Source organism: Streptomyces sp. V4I2 (assembly GCF_030817655.1).
GTDB lineage: Bacteria > Actinomycetota > Actinomycetes > Streptomycetales > Streptomycetaceae > Streptomyces > Streptomyces plumbiresistens.
In genome coordinates this window covers 5,152,877-5,169,556 of the sequence record NZ_JAUSZM010000003.1, presented here as the reverse complement: position 1 = coordinate 5,169,556, position 16,680 = coordinate 5,152,877, and the positions used below count along the sequence as shown (strand labels likewise).

At 70.9% G+C, this 16,680-nt stretch carries 15 protein-coding genes and 1 pseudogene; 8 read left to right on the top strand and 8 right to left on the bottom strand.

The window, feature by feature from the left end; all coding sequences use genetic code 11:
- The first annotated feature begins 46 nt into the window (after positions 1–46).
- The 4 genes and pseudogenes from QFZ76_RS24330 to QFZ76_RS24315 all read left to right on the top strand — a co-directional run bounded on the left by QFZ76_RS24330 (position 47) and on the right by QFZ76_RS24315 (position 2,884).
- Positions 47–1,041: pseudogene (locus QFZ76_RS24330) on the top strand (ArsR/SmtB family transcription factor).
- 57 nt (positions 1,042–1,098) lie between these two features.
- Complete coding sequence (locus QFZ76_RS24325; RefSeq protein ID WP_307675735.1) at positions 1,099–1,671, top strand: helix-turn-helix domain-containing protein; 573 nt, start codon at positions 1,099–1,101, stop codon at positions 1,669–1,671.
- Between the two features lie 76 nt (positions 1,672–1,747).
- Positions 1,748–2,407 (top strand): hypothetical protein, encoded by a 660-nt coding sequence (locus QFZ76_RS24320; RefSeq protein WP_307675734.1) that lies wholly within the window; start codon positions 1,748–1,750, stop codon positions 2,405–2,407.
- Positions 2,408–2,548: 141 nt separating this feature from the next.
- Positions 2,549–2,884 (top strand): DUF2516 family protein, encoded by a 336-nt coding sequence (locus tag QFZ76_RS24315; RefSeq protein ID WP_266448352.1) that lies wholly within the window; start codon positions 2,549–2,551, stop codon positions 2,882–2,884.
- A 46-nt stretch (positions 2,885–2,930) separates the two neighbouring features.
- Here the strand turns inward: QFZ76_RS24315 and QFZ76_RS24310 are convergent, their stop codons facing one another.
- The 3 genes from QFZ76_RS24310 to QFZ76_RS24300 form a co-directional block, all read right to left on the bottom strand.
- Positions 2,931–4,352, bottom strand: coding sequence for a PP2C family protein-serine/threonine phosphatase (locus tag QFZ76_RS24310; protein ID WP_307675733.1), 1,422 nt, complete (start codon positions 4,350–4,352; stop codon positions 2,931–2,933).
- Positions 4,353–4,633: 281 nt separating this feature from the next.
- A complete protein-coding gene (locus QFZ76_RS24305; protein WP_307675732.1) occupies positions 4,634–5,707 on the bottom strand; it encodes an NlpC/P60 family protein in 1,074 nt (357 codons plus the stop codon).
- A 205-nt stretch (positions 5,708–5,912) separates the two neighbouring features.
- On the bottom strand, positions 5,913–6,701 hold the full coding sequence (locus tag QFZ76_RS24300) for a class I SAM-dependent methyltransferase (RefSeq protein WP_307675731.1): 789 nt from the start codon (positions 6,699–6,701) through the stop codon (positions 5,913–5,915).
- Positions 6,702–7,000: 299 nt separating this feature from the next.
- Here QFZ76_RS24300 and mshA point away from each other — a divergent pair, with 299 nt between their 5' ends.
- Entirely contained in the window at positions 7,001–8,338 is a 1,338-nt protein-coding gene (gene mshA, locus QFZ76_RS24295) for a D-inositol-3-phosphate glycosyltransferase (RefSeq protein ID WP_307675730.1), read from the top strand.
- Positions 8,331–8,831 (top strand): YbjN domain-containing protein, encoded by a 501-nt coding sequence (locus QFZ76_RS24290; protein WP_307675729.1) that lies wholly within the window; start codon positions 8,331–8,333, stop codon positions 8,829–8,831. Before mshA ends, QFZ76_RS24290 begins: the two co-directional genes overlap by 8 nt.
- A 30-nt stretch (positions 8,832–8,861) precedes the next feature.
- Here the strand turns inward: QFZ76_RS24290 and QFZ76_RS24285 are convergent, their stop codons facing one another.
- A complete protein-coding gene (locus QFZ76_RS24285; RefSeq protein WP_307675728.1) occupies positions 8,862–9,674 on the bottom strand; it encodes an AraC family transcriptional regulator in 813 nt (270 codons plus the stop codon).
- Between QFZ76_RS24285 and QFZ76_RS24280 the strand changes: the two genes are divergently transcribed.
- Positions 9,673–10,149: a DUF2000 domain-containing protein gene (locus tag QFZ76_RS24280; protein WP_307675727.1), complete on the top strand. Its 477-nt coding sequence runs from the start codon at positions 9,673–9,675 to the stop codon at positions 10,147–10,149. The genes QFZ76_RS24285 and QFZ76_RS24280 overlap by 2 nt on opposite strands.
- Positions 10,150–10,151: 2 nt before the next feature.
- On the opposite strand, the gene fxsT is transcribed toward QFZ76_RS24280, so the two are convergent.
- Complete coding sequence (gene fxsT / locus QFZ76_RS24275) at positions 10,152–12,671, bottom strand: FxSxx-COOH system tetratricopeptide repeat protein (RefSeq protein ID WP_307675726.1); 2,520 nt, start codon at positions 12,669–12,671, stop codon at positions 10,152–10,154.
- 89 nt (positions 12,672–12,760) lie between these two features.
- On the bottom strand, positions 12,761–14,029 hold the full coding sequence (locus QFZ76_RS24270) for an MFS transporter (protein ID WP_307675725.1): 1,269 nt from the start codon (positions 14,027–14,029) through the stop codon (positions 12,761–12,763).
- A gap of 161 nt (positions 14,030–14,190) precedes the next feature.
- Between QFZ76_RS24270 and QFZ76_RS24265 the strand changes: the two genes are divergently transcribed.
- The gene (locus QFZ76_RS24265) at positions 14,191–14,952 is read left to right on the top strand and encodes a phosphoglyceromutase (RefSeq protein WP_081218054.1); all 762 of its coding nucleotides are present in this window, start codon (positions 14,191–14,193) and stop codon (positions 14,950–14,952) included.
- Between the two features lie 155 nt (positions 14,953–15,107).
- On the opposite strand, the gene QFZ76_RS24260 is transcribed toward QFZ76_RS24265, so the two are convergent.
- On the bottom strand, positions 15,108–15,356 hold the full coding sequence (locus QFZ76_RS24260) for an SCO4226 family nickel-binding protein (protein WP_307675724.1): 249 nt from the start codon (positions 15,354–15,356) through the stop codon (positions 15,108–15,110).
- A 454-nt stretch (positions 15,357–15,810) separates the two neighbouring features.
- Positions 15,811–16,500 carry a phosphate signaling complex protein PhoU gene (phoU, locus tag QFZ76_RS24255; RefSeq protein WP_307675723.1) on the bottom strand — a complete coding sequence of 230 codons (690 nt, stop codon included), beginning with the start codon at positions 16,498–16,500 and terminating at the stop codon, positions 15,811–15,813.
- Between the last annotated feature and the right edge of the window lie 180 nt (positions 16,501–16,680).

The following is a 16,680-nucleotide window of genomic DNA, read 5'->3' as shown; positions in this document are numbered from 1 at the left end:
CGGGGGCCGTGTTTACTGTTTCGCCGAGATGCGAAAGGTCATCCGCATGGGCTTGTGGCAGATCGACACGGACACCCTCGCCCGCAGCCGGTTCGTGCTCTCGCCGTTCGCCGAGACCTTCGCGAGCCTGAAGCTGCTGCACGCGGGGACCGGTGCCCATCCGGGCGAGGAGGCCTGGCTGCGCGCGCACCTGCCCGGCTACCGCGCGCGCCTGGCGGCCGACCCGGTGGCCGCGCCGCTCGTGCGGGCGGCACTCGGCGCGTCCTGGATCGCCGACTTCTTCTGCCCCACCTCGTGCGTCGGGGAGAGCTTCGAGGAGACCGTGGCCCGGGTGCGGGCGGCCGGGGCGGGGGAGGCACGGGCCACCTCCGCGTGTCCCTGCGGGGCCCGCTCCCCGCCGCCCTGGAGCGGGACGACCTGCCCGAGCGGGCGACCGCGCTCCTGACGTACGTCTGGGAGGAGACCGTACGGCCGTACTGGGAGCGTCGGCGGCGCGTGCTGGAGGCCGACATGGTCGCGCGGGCCGCGCGTGTGAGCCAGGGCGGCTGGGCGGCCGTGCTGGACTCGCTGCGGCCGGGGACGCGGTGGGTCGGGGAGAGCAGGTTCCAGGTCAACCTGAACGCTTATCCGCCGCGGGAGATCGCCGCCGGGGCCGAGCTGCTGTTCATGCCGGTGACGCCGAAGAACGGGTGGGTTTCCTGGGAGGGAAGGGAGCGGTACGCCGTCGTCTACCCGTGTCTCGGGGTGCTCGCCGAGGACCACGACCGGCGGCCCCTCCCGGCCGGGCTCGGGGCGCTCATCGGGACCGCGCGGGCCGGACTGCTGACGCTGCTCGGGACTCCCCTGAGCACGACCCAGCTGGTCGCCGTCACCGGGCAGGGGCTGGGGTCGGTGGGGCGGCATCTGCGGGTACTGCTGGAGGCGGGGCTGGTGGAGCGGCGGCGGGCCGGGCGGTCGGTGCTGTACGTGCGGACGGCGGCCGGGGAGGTGCTCGTGGAGGCGTCGGGGGCCGCCGGTACCGGTCCTCTCACCGTGGCGTGACACACTTTTGCAAGCGGGTGCTTGCAATAGTTAGCGGGGGTGGGGCAAGGTGGGGGCATGGCATCGCTCAACGTCGGCAATCTTGGTGAGTACCTGCGCGAACAGCGGCGCACCGCGCAGCTGTCGCTCAGGCAGCTCGCTGATGCCGCCGGGGTGTCCAATCCGTATCTGAGCCAGATCGAGCGCGGGCTGCGCAAGCCGAGCGCGGAGGTGTTGCAGCAGGTCGCCAAAGCGCTGCGGATCTCCGCCGAGACGCTGTACGTGCGGGCCGGCATCCTCGACGCCGAGCGGGACCGGGACGAGGTGGAGACCAGTGCGGCCATCCTCGCCGATCCCACGCTGAACGAGCGGCAGAAGCAGGTGCTGCTCCAGATCTACGAGTCCTTCCGCAGGGAGAACGGGTTCGGGATCGACATAGCCGGCGACATAGCCGACGACATAGCCGGCGACGGGGACGCGACGGACGACGTCGTCGTCGACACCGATGCTCGCGGCGACGGTGCCGTGGACGCCCAGGACGGCGAGAGCGCCGTACGAGAGACCCGCACGGCAGGTGGGCGCAAGTCCGCCGCCCGCCGTAACCGCACGACCGGCGGCAATGACGCCGACCCGCAGCAGACGGCCAGTTGAGCCGGACCAGGGCACCGGCCGCCTGACTGCGAACCACAAACCCTCAGCCGAAAGAGAATCCGGGAGGACCATCACCATGGCCATCACCGACGACCTGCGCAAGACCCTCAGCGACCCGACTCCGCTCTACTTCGCCGCCGGCACCGCCGACCTGGCCCTCGAGCAGGCCAAGAAGGTGCCGGGCCTGGTGGAGCAGCTGCGCGCCGAGGCGCCGGCGCGGATCGAGGCCGTTCGCAACACCGACCCGAAGGCCGTCCAGGAGAAGGCCCAGGCGCGCGCCAAGGAGGCGAGTGCCAAGGCCAAGGAGGCTCAGGAGAGCATCCAGGCCAAGGTCGGCGAGTTCATCGGCACCCTCGACGGTGACCTGAAGAAGTTCGGCAGCACGATCGACGCGGACCTGAAGAAGTTCGGCGAGACCGCCCAGGACTTCGCCCTGCGCAGCGTCGGCGTCGCCGCCGAGTACGCCGTCAAGGCCCGCGAGACCTACGAGAAGGTCGCCGAGCGCGGCGAGCAGACCGTGAAGGTCTGGCGCGGCGAGGCCGCCGAGGAGATCGAGGAACTCGCGGTCGCCGTCGAGCCGAAGGCCGAGCCGGTGTCGCAGCCGGTCGAGGTCAAGGAGGAGCCGAAGCCCGCCGAGGCCAAGGCCGAGCCCGCGCCGCCGAAGAAGCCCGTGGCCAAGAAGGCCCCGGCCGCCCGCAAGACCACCGCCAAGAAGACCACGCCGCCCGCGAAGTAACCGCGTCGGCGAAGTCACCGCGTATCCGAACGGGCCGGGCACTCTCTGAGTGCCCGGCCCGTTCATCGGGTAGCGGGCTTGTGGGAGCGGGTACGGTGACCGGGTAGGGACGAGCCGAGTCTGGTGGTGGACGTAGTGCTGATGCAGGGGTTCTCGGACTTCATGTGGCTGTTGAGCATGGCCCTGATCGTGTTCAGCGGCTTCGCGCTGATCGACGCCGCCACGCGCCGTGAGGACGGCTACCGGGCGGCCGACAAGAAGACCAAGCCGTTCTGGCTGATCATCCTGGGCATCGCCTTCGTGGTGAACCTGCTCTTCCCGATCCTGTCGTTCCTGCCGATCATCGGCCTCATCGCGACCATCGTGTACATGGTCGACGTACGGCCCGCGCTCCGCAGCCTCCCGGGTGGCGGCCGCAGCCGCCGGGGCGGCTCCAGCAGCGACGGACCCTACGGGCCGTACAACGGCGGACGCTGACCGGCCACCAGACTCCGGTCGGCCGACCCGTACTGAGGCCCGGTGCTCAGGCGACCCGGTCCAGCAGTACGACCGCCACGTCGTCCGTCAGCTCGCCCCCGTTGAGGTCGCGGACCTCGTTGACCGCCGCCCGCAGCAGCTGCTCGCCGCGCAGGCCCTCGGACAGCTGGCGGCGGACCATCCGCACCATGCCCTCCTGGCCGAGCCGCTCGCCGCTGTCGCCGACGCGGCCCTCGATCAGGCCGTCGGTGTAGAGCATCAGACTCCACTCGGCCCCCAGCTCCACCTGCATACGCGGCCAGCGGGCGCCCGGCAGCAGCCCGAGCGCGGGGCCGTTGTTGTCGTACGGCAGCAGCTGGGCCGGCCGGCCCGGGCGGGCGACCAGCGGCGACGGATGGCCGGCGAGGCACAGGCCCGCACGGCGGCCGTCCGGCGCTATGTCGACCGTGCACAGGGTCGCGAAGATCTCCTCGTCGGCGCGCTCGTGCTCCAGGACCTGCTGGAGCGTGCCGAGCAGCTCGTCGCCGCACAGGCCCGCCAGCGTCAGCGCGCGCCAGGCGATGCGCAGCTCCACGCCGAGCGCCGCCTCGTCCGGGCCGTGGCCGCAGACGTCGCCGATCATGGCGTGGACGGTGCCGTCCGGAGTGCGGACGGTGTCGTAGAAGTCACCGCCGAGCAGCGCGCGCGAGCGGCCGGGGCGGTAGCGGGCGGCGAAGCGGAGCGAGGAGCCGTCGAGGAGGGGCGTGGGCAGCAGCCCGCGCTCCAGGCGGCGGTTCTCCTGCGCGCGCATCCGGCCCTCGGCGAGCCGACGCTCGGCCGTGTCGGAACGCTTCCGCTCCACCGCGTACCGGATCGCCCGGCTCAGCAGCCGGCTGTCCAGCTCGTCCCGGAAGAGATAGTCCTGGGCGCCCACGCGCACCGCCTCGGCGCCGCGCTCGGCGTCTCCGGACGCGGTGAGGGCCAGGACGGCGTGCCGGGGCGCGAGCTCCAGCACGTGTTTGAGTACGGCGAGCTCGTCGTCGTCATCGGAGCGGCCGGGCGCGGTCAGCGCGAGGTCGAGCAGGATGCAGTGGACGTCGTCGGTGAGCAGCCGCTCGGCCTCGGTGAGGTTCCGGGCCGCGCGGACGCGGATGGGCTTGCCTGCGGCGTCCAGCAGCTCGGGCACGACGGTGGAGCCGCCGGGGTCGTCCTCGATCACCAGGAGGGTGAGGGTGGTGCCGGCGGCGCCCGCGGTGCCGAGCGAGTCGGTCGCGGCGCCGGTCACGCTGTTCGTCCGGGTGGCGGCGGTGCGGCCGGTGTCGCCGGCCGTCGGGTTGCCGGCCGTCGGGTTGCCGGCCGTCGTGTTCCCGGTCGGGCTTGTTGGGCGCGGGGCCTCTTTCTTGGAGGGGCCGTCGCCTGGGGACGCGGCCTGCGCCTGACCACTCTCCACGGCCGGGATCGCTCTCTGCCGCGGTATGGGTGCGGGCATCGTCTTGGTTCCTTCCCTCCCCCCGAGGGCACGGCAGGGCGAGGGACCTCGACCTACCGACGGGGACCATAGCGGTTGTCGGCACCGCAACGGAATGGTGTGAGGCACGCCGCGTCGACGCTCGCCGCTGTCATATGCCGCGATCCGTACCGCAGTTGGACAGGCCGGTCCCGGGCCGAGGATGACGAACGTCACGTCCGGAGTGCGTTTGGCGGGCTGTTGAGCGTGGGCCAGGTCACGTGGCGTACGTCACCGCCTGCTGGGACGGCCCACGCACACCCTCACGCATTCGGCCGCACCACCCCGAGTATCGGCATCGACCCCGCCCCCGCGAGCGTCACCGTCCGCCCCGGCCGAGGGGCGTGGATGATCGCGCCGTCGCCCACGTACATCGCGACATGACTGGCGTCGTCGAAGTAGATGATCAGGTCGCCGGGCTGCATGTCCCCGACGTCGACCCGCGTGAGCTGCTGCCACTGCTGCTGCGAGGTGCGCGGAATGGCGCTGCCGGCGCTCGCCCAGGCCTGTGAGGTCAGGCCGGAGCAGTCGTACGTCTTCGGGCCCTCGGCGCCCCATTCGTACGCTTTGCCGATCTGGGCGGTCGCGTACTCCACCGCCTTCTTGCCCTGTGCGGTCGCGCTGCCGCCGGTCTTGTCGAGGACGCCGGAGTCGAGCCAGGCGGTCTGCGCCTTGAGCGCGGCCTGCTTCTCCAGTTCGGCGAGGCGCTTCTTCTCGTCCTCCTCCAGCCGGGACTCGAGCTCCTCGGCCGCCGCGATCCGCTTCTCGATCTTCTTCTTGGCGGCGGCCTTGGCCGTGCGGCCCGTCTCCAGCTTCTCCCACTGGGCGGAGGCGTCCTTCGCGTACTGCTCCAAGTCCTGCTGGGTCTGGGTCATTTCCGCGATCAGGCCCTTGGTGGCGCGCTGGCCCTGGAGGACCCGGCCCGCGCCGTCGAGGAACTCCTGCGGGTTGTCGCTGAGCATCAAATGGGCCTCGTCCGGCAGTCCGCCGCCGCGGTACTGGGCCCGGGCCGCGGCGCCGGCCCGCTCCTTCAGCTCGCCCAGCCTCTCCTGGCCCTGGACGATCTTCTTGGCCAGCTCGACGATCTGCGCGGACTGTGTCTTCGCCTTCTCCTCGGCCGCGTTGTACGCGTCCGTGGCGGCGGCCGCCTCGCGGTAGAGCTTGTCGAGCTGTGCGCGTACGGCCTCAAGGCCCTTGTTGGACAGGACGGTCGAGGACGCGCTCCCACTCGGTGTCGGTGTCGGGTTCGCGAATGCCGTACCCGGTGCCGCCAGTACGGTGACCGCGCAGACCACGGTCACGGCCGACGCCATCAGGCCACGCTTGCCCGTCCCCATACCAGTGCCCCCAAACTGATTGACCGTCAGTAACTTACGACGCCTGGGGGATCGTGCCACGTACCCGCGCAAAACGACAGAGGTCGCCGTACACGACGACAGAGTCAGTCCTTCCCCCCTTTCCTGCCCCTCCAAGACGATCTCCCCGCCTGTGTGACGAACGACTCACGGAGATCGTTCCCCGCAGGCCAGGGCGCGTGGAGTTCTAGGCCCGCGGCGCCAATGCGCCCCACGCCACCGTCACTTCCCCCTGCCGCCACCGCCCCGGCCCGTCCGTCACCGGCCAGTCGGCGCTGAGGTTCCGCACCGCCCGGATCCACCGCTGGCGGGCGCCGTACGACGCGTAGGGCGCGGCCGCCGCCCACGCGCGGTCGAAGTCGCGCAGGAAGGCGTGCACCGGCTCGCCCGGCACATTGCGATGGATCAGCGCCTTCGGCAGCCGCTCGGCGAGGTCCGAGGGCCGCTCCAGAGAGCCCAGCCGGGTCGCGAAGGTGACCGTGCGCGGCCCTTGGGGGCCGAGCGCGATCCACACGTGCCGGCGCCCGATCTCGTCGCAGGTCCCCTCGACGAGCAGTCCGCCACGGGAGTCGCCCGTCGCGGGGGTGAGACGGGAACACAGCCGCTCCCATACGGCGGCCACCTCGGCCTCGTCGTACTGCCGCAGGACGTTCGCGGCGCGCACGAGGTGGAGCCGCCCGGGGACCGGTATCTCGAAGCCGCCGTGCCGGAAGGCCAGCCCGTCGCACTCGTACGGCGTCGCCGCCGCGACCCGCGCCGGGTCGATCTCGACGCCGACCACGCGCGCGCGTGGAGCGACGGTACGCAGGCGGTGCAGCAGTTCCACGGCCGTCCAGGGGGCGGCGCCGTAGCCGAGGTCGACGGCGACGGGGGCGTCCTTCGCCCGACGCAGGTCGCCGCCGTGCGTCGCCGCGATCCAGCGGTCCATGCGCCGCAGCCGGTTGGGATTGGTCGTCCCGCGCGTCACCGTGCCCATGATGGGGGTCCCCCCGCTCGAGCGAAGCCGAGAGTGGGGGAGGGTGGCGGCGCGGGGAGTCATGGGTACGAGGGTATGCGGGCACCCGGAGGCGATGACATGCCAAGGGCATGCCGATGACATCAAGCACCCCAGGTGATGCCCCACGCATCCGACCATCGAACGGTTGAGCGACACCTGGTAATGATTCGGCAAATCTCGGCCCGGCGGAAATGGAGTGACGTCCTCCGGCGTTGCATCACCTTGGAGGGCGCCCCACACCCTCCGTCAGGCATGCCCGCAGCGAGGAGGAACGCCACGTGAGCCAGTACGTGACCAGGCTCGGGCGGCTCTCGTCGGCCGCACCCCCCCGGCTCAGGCTGCACCGCAAGCCACGCCGGGTCGCCATGCTCTCCGTGCACACCTCACCGCTGCACCAGCCGGGCACCGGCGACGCGGGCGGCATGAACGTATACATGGTGGAGCTCGCGCAGCGCCTCGCCGCGATCAACATCGAGGTGGAGATCTTCACGCGGTCCACGACCGCCGCCCTCCCGCCGACCGTGGAGCTCGCGCCGGGCGTCCTGGTCCGGCACGTCGACGCCGGGCCCTACGAGGGCCTCGCCAAGGAGGAGCTCCCCGCCCAGCTGTGCGCCTTCACGCACGGCGTGATGCAGGCCTGGGCCGGCCACCGCCCCGGTTACTACGACCTCGTGCACTCCCACTACTGGCTCTCCGGCCACGTCGGCTGGCTCGCCGCCCAGCGCTGGGGCGCCCCCCTCGTGCACGCCATGCACACCATGGCCAAGGTCAAGAACGCCAACCTGGCCGACGGCGACACCCCCGAACCCGCCGCCCGCGTCATCGGCGAGACCCAGATCGTCGCCGCCGCCGACCGCCTCATCGCCAACACCGCCGAGGAGCGCGAGGAACTCGTACGGCACTACGCGGCCGACCCCGCCAACGTCGCCGTGGTCCACCCGGGCGTCAACCTCGACCGCTTCCGCCCCGCCGACGGCCGCGCCGCCGCCCGCGCCCGCCTGGACCTCCCCCAGGACGCCCTGATCCCCCTCTTCGCAGGCCGCATCCAGCCCCTCAAGGCCCCGGACGTGCTGCTGCGCGCGGTGGCCGTGCTGCTGGACGAGCGCCCAGAGCTGCGCTCCCGCCTCCTCGTCCCCGTGGTCGGCGGCCTCAGCGGCAGTGGCCTCGCCAAGCCGGAGGGGCTGCAGAAGCTGGCCGCGCGCCTGGGCATCGCCGACGTCGTACGGTTCCACCCGCCCGTCGGCCAGGAGCAGCTCGCCGACTGGTTCCGGGCCGCGTCCGTGCTCGTCATGCCGTCCTACAGCGAGTCCTTCGGCCTGGTCGCCATAGAGGCCCAGGCGGCCGGCACACCGGTGCTCGCGGCCGCGGTCGGCGGGCTGCCGGTGGCCGTCGACGACGGACGGACGGGGATCCTCGTACAAGGGCACAATCCCGCCGCCTACGCGCGCGTGCTGGCCGATTTCGCCGACGATCCGTACCTGACCCCCCGGATGGGCGAGGCCGCCGCCCGGCACGCCCGCTCGTTCGGCTGGGACACCGCGGCCGCCGCGACGGCCGACGTCTACACGGCAGCGGCCCAGTCCCACCGGCGTCGCGTACGCTCCCACCATGGCTGACGCAGAGAAGGCGGCACAGGTCATCGAGGGCGTCCTCCGGGACGCCGAACTCGAATGGGAGAGCCCCGCACCCGGCAACTACGTCGTCCAGCTCCCCGGCACCCGCAAGCTGTCGACCACCGTCTCCCTCCTGGTGGGCCGGCACTCCCTCTCGCTGAACGCCTTCGTCATCCGGCACCCCGACGAGAACGAGTCCGGCGTCCACCGCTGGCTCCTCGAACGCAACCTCAAGCTGTACGGCGTGAGTTACGCCGTCGACTCCCTCGGCGACGTCTACGTCACGGGCAAGCTCCCCCTGCCCTCCGTCACCGCCGACGAGATCGACCGCATCCTCGGCCAGGTCCTGGAAGCGGCCGACGGCAGCTTCAACACCCTCCTTGAGCTCGGTTTCGCGAGCGCCATCCGCAAGGAGTACGAGTGGCGGGTCTCCCGGGGCGAGCCGACCCGCAACCTCGACGCGTTCGCGCACCTGACGCGGGCGTCCGCGGACTGACGCCGGCACCTGGGCGCACCTGTTCGATGGTCACGTACGGCCTGCCCGCCCCCCGCTGTCGCGGTAGCGCCCCGGCGTCACCCCCACCAGCTTCTTGAAGTGGCGGGTGAGATGGGCCTGGTCATGGAACCCGGTGACGGCGGCGACGTCGGCAGGCCCCCGCCCCGCGAGCAGCAGGCGGCGGGCCCGGTCGACGCGCCGGGCGTTCAGATACTGGTGCGGCGCGATGCCGTACGCGGCACTGAACGTCCGTACGAGATGGGTGGGATGGGCCTGGACCAGCCCCGAGGCCTCGTCCAGCGACAGCCCCTGGGCGACCCGTTCGTCGAGGAGTTCGCGCAGCCGCCGGGCGAGGACGGGGTCGCGGCGCGGGACCGGGATGCCGGCACTCGGCCGCAGATGCGCCCGCAGCCGCTCAACCACGAGCGTGAGCCTGCTCTCGGCCTCCAGCTCGTCCCCGGGCCGGGCCAGCGCGGCGTGCAGCTGCCCGACCCGCAGCCGCAGTACGGGATCCCGCAGATCGGGCCCGTCGACGGCGGCACCGATGAGGTCGTCGGGGAGGTGCGAGCCGTCCAGATAGATCACGCGCTTGCGGAAGCCGTCCGGGGTGACGGGGGAGCCGTTGTGCGGCACGTGCGGCGGCAGCAGCGACACCGTGTCGTGCGGGGTGCCGTGCTCGTGCCGGTCGAGGTCGTACCGTACGGCCCCGTCGTCCACGATGAGCAGCGTCCACGCCTCGTGCACGTGCATCGGATAGGCGTACTCGGTGAAGTGGGCGTGGAAGACCTCGACGATGCCCGGCACCTGCGGGCGCCAGGCGGAGACGTTCCGCTGGGCGGTCATGCAAAGAACGTACAAGACGGTGGCGTACGGCGATCGGCAGTCTCGCTGCATGAGCACTGAACCCATCCGTTTCGACACCAAGATCGCCGTCCTGCTGCGGGACGACCTGGAGCCCTGGCAGCGACTGAACGTCACCGCGTTCCTGGTCAGCGGCCTGGGCACCCAGGTCCCCGAGGTGATCGGCGACCCGTACGAGGACGCCGACGGCGTGCCCTACCTCCCGATGTTCCGCCAGCCCGTCATGGTCTTCGAGGCCTCGAAGGAGACCCTGACGACAGCCCACGCGCGCGTGCTGTCCCGCGCGCTGCCACGGGCCCTGTTCACATCCGACCTCTTCTCGACGGGGAACGACCGGGACAACCGGGCGGCGGTGCGGGCCGTAGCTACGGCGGAGCTGGATCTTGTGGGGCTGGCGGTGTACGGGCCTCGGAACGCGGTGGACAAGGTGGTGAAGGGAGCGCGGATGCATCCGTGAGGTCAGCGGGTGCGCTTCTTCGGGGACCTCTTGTGCTTGAGGGAGGCGCGGAGGCGTTGGGCGTCGTGGGTCTTGCCCTGGCTTGCCAGGGCGTCGGCCAGATCAAGGGTGACGCTGGGATACAGGCTGTGGTCGGTTCCGAGAGATTCCCGGACGCGAGTTCTTGTGGACCGCAGGAGTTGCTCAGCCCTGGCGTACTGGCTGGTGTCGATGAGTGTCCTGCTGATGTTTGTGGCGCTGGTGAGGGTGTCCTCGTGCCTGTCGCCCAGCAACTGCCGACGCCGCGTCAGAACTTCCGTATGGATATGAAGTGCCTCGACGTGTCTGCCGAGATGAGACAAGACGATGCCCAAGTAGCTTGAAGCGTCGAGGGCAGCGGGGTGGTCCTCGTTCAACGCACGCCGGTATCGGGCCAACACGTCCGTCAGTACCTGGTGGGCTTCGTCGAGACGGCCGATGTGCACCAGGCTGAACCCGCAATTGGCGACGGAGCGAAGGGCGTCGAGGTGGTCCTTGCCCAGGGTTGACTCGCGACGTACCGCCACGTCCCGGAGGATGGTGTACGCCTCGGCGTTCTTGCCCAGTCCACCCAGGGTGATGCCCAGATCGTGGGTCGAGCTCAGCGTGTCGGGATGCTCTTCCCCGAGCACTCTGCGCCGTCTCTCCAGGAGGTCCTCGATGAGGGGCAGCGACTTTTCGTACTCTTCCATGTCGGTTAGGGCCACGGCCACCAGGTGTGCCGCGCGCAGCGTGTCGGGATCGTCCTCGCCCAGAGAAACCTTCCACGTATCATTCACGGTCCCGGCGAGGCTGTGGGCTGCCTGGGGCTGCGCGTTGCGCACGAGGTACCTTGCGGCCTTCAGGAACGTCGACCGCAGCTCAGCCCTGCCGATCATGGCATCCAACGTCGCCGTCAGATGCTGCGTGAGCGATGCCCACTCCGGCCAGGCCTCGGGCAGGTCCGGGTCTCCGGGATCGACGCAGGCCAGCAATGCGGCCACGTCCTGCACCGGGCCCCCGGCCTGGTCGGCTGTGACATGGCGCACCACGGCCTGCGTGAGCCGGTGCACCTGGAACGCGTCGGGCCCGACGACCGCCAGCCCGTACTGGGCGAGCGGCTGCAGCGCGTTCCTCGGCCAGCGGATGTCGTGCGGGTCTCCGGGGATGCTGGTCAGCGCCCCGCGTGCCTCGACGAGCCATGCCGTCGGAATGGGCTCGGGCCCGAGGAACGCCGCCAGGCGCAGCAGGGCCGCCGCCTCGGGACTTCCCTCGTCCAGACGGTCGGCGGCGATCGTGACCGTGGCCGCCACCGAGACCGGATAGTCGTAGACCTCCCCGTCGTTGAGGAGCTCGGCGGTGTTGGTCCTGAGCAGCTGGAGGTAGTGGTCGGGCGGTGTCCCCTCGCCGAGCGCGCCCGCGGCGTGCGCCAGCGCGAGCGGCAGGTCGCCGAGGGCGTCGGCCAGCGCGTCGGCCGTGTGGTCGGTCAGCGTGGGCAGTTGGCCACCCAGGTAGGCGAGTGACTCCGTACGGCTGAAAACTCCGAGGGCGAGACCTCGCGCGATCTTGTTCCATGCCGGGTCGCGCGCCGTGATGAGCACGTGGCCGGAGCCCTCCGGCAGCCAGGTGCGCAGCTGCCGCGGATCCTCGGCGTTGTCGAGGACGATGAGCCACCGGTCGTGGGCGCGCAGGTACTCGAGGGCGTACCGGGCGTTGATCTCGACACCGGCTTCCGGCTTGGCCACGTCGACATGGGCCGCGAGTTCCGCGTACCGGGCCGGGACCTGCTCGACCTGCTCGGCGTCGACCCACCACACCAGGTCGTACTGCCCGGCGAAGCGGTGCGCGTACTCCAGCGCCACCTGGGTCTTCCCGACCCCGCCCGGCCCGTGGAGGACCCGTACGGCGGCCCGGCGCTCGCCGACCAGGCCGCCGCGCACCTTCTCGATGACCTCGTCGCGGCCGGTGAAGTGCGGGTTGCGGCGCTGGCGTACGTCCCACACGGCGGGATCGTTGGTGGCGGACGGGAAGCGCGGCTGGAGACCCTGCGGAGGCGATGAGCGAGTGTGCTTGGTCGGACGGGACGCCTTGCCGGGAAAGGCCGGCGAGGCGGTCGGGATGTCCCGTCCCCGCAGCGCTTCGAGCAGTGCCTTGAGCGCCGCCGCCTCGTCCAGGTCGTGCAGCTCCTGGCGGATCCGTGGCCGGAGGATCGCGGGCAACTGGCCCGGCTCCAGGGGCTCGACGACCAGCGGGACGAAGCGGTCCCGCCCGGCCACGGCGGCGGTCCACTCCTCCTCGGTGTACCGGCCCGGGGCGAAGTACTGGGGGGAGAACAGGGCGACGACCGCGGACGCCCGCTCCAGCGCTTCGGTCATCTTCTTCACGAAGTCCTCGCCGGAACGCCAGTGCCAGAGGTCGAGTTCGACGCCGTACCCGGCCTGCTGGAGGTGCCAGGCCACCCACTCCGCCCACTGGCCGTCGTGTCCGGCATGGCTGAGGAAGATCAGCTCGGATGTGTCGGTCATGCCTGTCTCCCACCCCAGCGGCCCCAACGGCCCCCGTACCGCGCCTTCTTGTATACCCCGGGGAGTGCGGGCTCGGCACGGAGTCGGCGTCAGGCGGTACGGACCTCCGGTTCCGTACCGACGGGGATGACGTCGGCTGCCGCCGCCCCCTCCGCCGGCAGCCGCCGCATCAGCGTCCCGAACCCCACCGCGGCGACCGTCCCGACGACCGCGCACAGCCCCCACAGCCACTCCGCGCCGAAGCGGTCGATGACGACGCCCGACATCAGGGGGGCGACCAGGGCGGCGACGGCCCAGGACAGGGTGTACATGCCCTGGTAGCGTCCCCGTCCGTTGACCGGCGACAACCGGACGACCAGCCCCGTCTGCGTCGGCGCGTTGATCATCTCGCCCAGCGTCCACACGCACACCGTGAGGGCGAAGACGCCGAGCGACCCGGCGAAGGCGGTGAGGCCGAAGCCGTATCCGGCGAGCAGCGACGAGACGACCAGCAGCCGCTTGGCGTCCCGGTGTTCGATGAACCGGGTGACGGGGATCTGCAGAACGACGATCAGCACGCCGTTGACGGCGATCGCCATGCCGTACTCGGCGGGCGTGAACCCGGCCTCGCCCATGGCCACCGGGAGGCCGACCGCGCCCTGCTGGAAGATCAGCGCGACGAGGAAGGACAGCCCGACGACGCTCATGAAGCGCCCGTCGCGCAGGACGGTGCCGAGACCGACGTCGACGGTCGACCCGGCCTCGGCCTCGGTCTTCTGCACGGTGGGCCGCGACTCCGGAAGCTTCAGGAACACCACGACCGCGCAGACGGCCGTCATCCCCGCCTCGATGAGGAAGCCCGCCTGATAACTGACCTCCGCGATGAACCCGGCACCCATGGCGGAGATGGCGAACCCGAGGTTGATGGCCCAGTAGTTGAGCGAGAAGGCCCGCACCCGGTCCTCGGGCCGCACGATGTCCGCCATCATCGCCTGCACGGCCGGCCGCGAGGCGTTGGAGGCCATCCCGACGAGGAAGGCGACACCGGCGATGGCGACCGGGTGGTGCACGAACCCGAGCAGCGCGACGGAGACCGCGGTGGAGGCCTGGGCGACGAGCAGCGTGGGCCGCCGCCCGATCCGGTCCGCCATCACGCCACCGACGAGGGAGGAGACGACCCCGCCCAGGCCGTGCAGCGAGGCGACGAGCCCGGCGTAGGAGGCGGAGTAGCCACGGTCGATCGTGAGATAGAGGGCCATGAACGTGGCCACGAACGCGCCGAGCCGGTTGACGAGCGTGCTGGTCCACAGCCACCAGAACTCGCGGGGGAGTCCGGAGACGGTCTCGCGGGTGGCACGTCTCAGGGCGGCGACGGACATGGCGGATCCCCCACGGATGCAACGTGTGTAAGCGGCTCAGGCGGCAGGCACAACTTACGAGAGCCCTGCTGGGGGAGGCCACTCAATTAACAGATCCCGTCAACCGTCCGCCTGCCGAGCGGGCGTACAAGGGATCGACCCCTTGGATTACGCTCATACGCATGGCCGACGCACCGTACAAGCTGATCCTCCTCCGCCACGGCGAGAGCGAATGGAACGCGAAGAACCTGTTCACCGGCTGGGTGGACGTCAACCTCAACGAGAAGGGCGAGAAGGAGGCAGTCCGCGGCGGTGAGCTGCTCAAGGACGCCGGCCTGCTGCCCGACGTGGTCCACACGTCACTCCAGAAGCGCGCGATCCGCACCGCCCAGCTCGCCCTGGAGTCCGCGGACCGCCTCTGGATCCCCGTCCACCGCTCGTGGCGCCTGAACGAGCGCCACTACGGCGCCCTCCAGGGCAAGGACAAGGCCCAGACCCTCGCCGAGTTCGGCGAGGAGCAGTTCATGCTGTGGCGCCGTTCCTACGACACCCCTCCGCCGCCGCTGGACCGCGACGCCGAGTACTCGCAGTTCGACGACCCGCGCTACGCGACCCTCCCGCCGGAGCTGCGCCCCCAGACGGAATGCCTCAAGGACGTCGTCGTCCGCATGCTCCCGTACTGGTTCGATGGCATCGTCCCCGACCTCCTGACCGGCCGCACGGTCCTGGTCGCGGCCCACGGCAACAGCCTCCGCGCCCTCGTCAAGCACCTCGACGGCATCTCCGACGCCGACATCGCGGGCCTGAACATCCCGACGGGCATCCCGCTGTCGTACGAACTCGACGCGGACTTCAAGCCGCTGAAGCCCGGCGGCACATACCTCGACCCCGACGCGGCCGCGGCGGCGATCGAGGCGGTCAAGAACCAGGGCAAGAAGAAATAGGCCCCACGAGACAAGCCCCCTGCCCGCGGTTTCCCCGCCGGCAGGGGGCTTGTCTGTTCCCTGCTCATAACCCCGCGTTCCCCGGTCGCCGCTCCCAGGCCTCCCATGACCGCCCCGGTCCGACGACCGCCGTCAGCCAGGGCGATGACGGAACGTCAGACCGACAGCGGCACCTGATGGACCTCGTCCGCCCTGTGCCCCGCCCGCTCGTGGACGCGCTGGACCGCGTCCGCCGAGGGTGCCTCGGAGAGGCAGTAGATGGTGCCGGACTCCGGGTCCGCCCAGGCCCGCTCGAAGTGCACGCCCTCGTCCTTCTCGATGGCGAGGTCGGCGTCGTGTGCCTCCCTCAGCTGCTCCGGCGTGATGCCCTCGAAGCCGTGGTGGACGTCCATGAACTGCGTCATGGCCTCGCACCTCCTTGTCCTTCCGGGTTCCCGAGTGCGCGAGTGGTTCGCCTGCTCTCCTATCAGGGTGCGCCCGTACGGCAGCCCGGGCCAGTCAAGGAGAAAGGGCCCCGGCATCCATGCCGAAGCCCTTCACCGTCGTACGGAACTCTCCGCGCCCTACGCCGTCAACCGTTCACCCGCACTGGCACGGATTCCCCGACTGGCACCCGCACCCACACCCCGACCCGCAGCCGCACGCGGCTATCAAGGTCAGGTTCCTGATCTCGGCGGGCTGTTCGGTCGGGCGTTCTTGCGTGGGGTCGGGTGGTGTACCGGGCGTGTTGGGGGAGTCGGCCATGGTCCCTCCTCAAGGCTGGTAACTGTGCCCATTGGACGCCCGTTCGGCCGGGCGCATCAACGGCGCACAGAGGCTCCCAAGCGCCCCGAACAAGTGCCCGCACGCCCGGAGGGCTCAGGCCCCTTCCACGCCCGCCACCGGCTGGATCTCCTGCTGAAGATCGTCCGCGTGCTCACCCGTCACCAGGTACACCACGCGCTTGGCGACCGCGACCGCGTGGTCGGCGTACCGCTCGTAGTAGCGGCCGAGCAGGGTGACGTCCACGGCCGTCTCGATGCCGTGCTTCCAGCGGTCGTCCATCAGGTGCTGGAAGAGGGTGCGGTGGAGGAGGTCCATCGCGTCGTCGTCCTGCTCCAGCTGGAGCGCGAGGTCGACGTCCTTGGTGACGATCACCTCGGCGGCCTTCGCCATCAGCCGCTGCGCGAGCTGGCCCATCTCCAGGATGGTCGCGTGCAGGTCGTGCGGGATGGCCCGGTTCGGGAAGCGCAGCCGGGCGAGCTTCGCCACGTGCTGGGCCAGGTCGCCCGAGCGCTCGAGGTCGGCCGACATCCTGAGCGAGGTGACGACGATCCGCAGGTCCGTCGCCACCGGCTGCTGGCGGGCCAGCAGCGCTATCGCCCGGGCCTCCAGCTCGTGCTGGAGGTCGTCGACCTTCTGGTCGCCCTCGATGACGCTCTCGGCCAGCTTCAGGTCGGAGTCGAGGATCGCCGTCGTGGCGCGCCCGATCGCCGACCCGACCAGCCGGGCCATCTCCACCAGACCGTCGCCGATCGAATCAAGTTCCTCGTGGTACGCGTCCCGCATCAGGGATTCCCTCTCGTACGTGATCTTCAGGGGTCACCGGGGGCCGGGGCCCGGCGCGCCTGTCGCGTGCAGAACCGGTGCTTCGTACCCCACGCTCCCACGTTCCGCCCTGTACGCGTCGGTTTCCGTCACCCCAAATGAACCATCACTGGCTCCAAGGTGAACTCTGGGCGACGAGTG

Coding starts and splice junctions, on each gene's coding strand:
- QFZ76_RS24305 (WP_307675732.1), bottom strand. CDS start 5,707: ATGGGGACGGGCAAGCGTGGCCTGATGGCGTCGGCCGTGACCGTGGTC.
- QFZ76_RS24265 (WP_081218054.1), top strand. CDS start 14,191: ATGGCCGACGCACCGTACAAGCTGATCCTCCTCCGCCACGGCGAGAGC.
- QFZ76_RS24320 (WP_307675734.1), top strand. CDS start 1,748: ATGGCCATCACCGACGACCTGCGCAAGACCCTCAGCGACCCGACTCCG.
- QFZ76_RS24260 (WP_307675724.1), bottom strand. CDS start 15,356: ATGACGCAGTTCATGGACGTCCACCACGGCTTCGAGGGCATCACGCCG.
- QFZ76_RS24315 (WP_266448352.1), top strand. CDS start 2,549: ATGCAGGGGTTCTCGGACTTCATGTGGCTGTTGAGCATGGCCCTGATC.
- QFZ76_RS24290 (WP_307675729.1), top strand. CDS start 8,331: ATGGCTGACGCAGAGAAGGCGGCACAGGTCATCGAGGGCGTCCTCCGG.
- phoU (WP_307675723.1), bottom strand. CDS start 16,500: ATGCGGGACGCGTACCACGAGGAACTTGATTCGATCGGCGACGGTCTG.
- QFZ76_RS24325 (WP_307675735.1), top strand. CDS start 1,099: ATGGCATCGCTCAACGTCGGCAATCTTGGTGAGTACCTGCGCGAACAG.
- QFZ76_RS24285 (WP_307675728.1), bottom strand. CDS start 9,674: ATGACCGCCCAGCGGAACGTCTCCGCCTGGCGCCCGCAGGTGCCGGGC.
- fxsT (WP_307675726.1), bottom strand. CDS start 12,671: ATGACCGACACATCCGAGCTGATCTTCCTCAGCCATGCCGGACACGAC.
- QFZ76_RS24270 (WP_307675725.1), bottom strand. CDS start 14,029: ATGTCCGTCGCCGCCCTGAGACGTGCCACCCGCGAGACCGTCTCCGGA.
- QFZ76_RS24300 (WP_307675731.1), bottom strand. CDS start 6,701: ATGGGCACGGTGACGCGCGGGACGACCAATCCCAACCGGCTGCGGCGC.
- QFZ76_RS24310 (WP_307675733.1), bottom strand. CDS start 4,352: ATGCCCGCACCCATACCGCGGCAGAGAGCGATCCCGGCCGTGGAGAGT.
- QFZ76_RS24280 (WP_307675727.1), top strand. CDS start 9,673: ATGCAAAGAACGTACAAGACGGTGGCGTACGGCGATCGGCAGTCTCGC.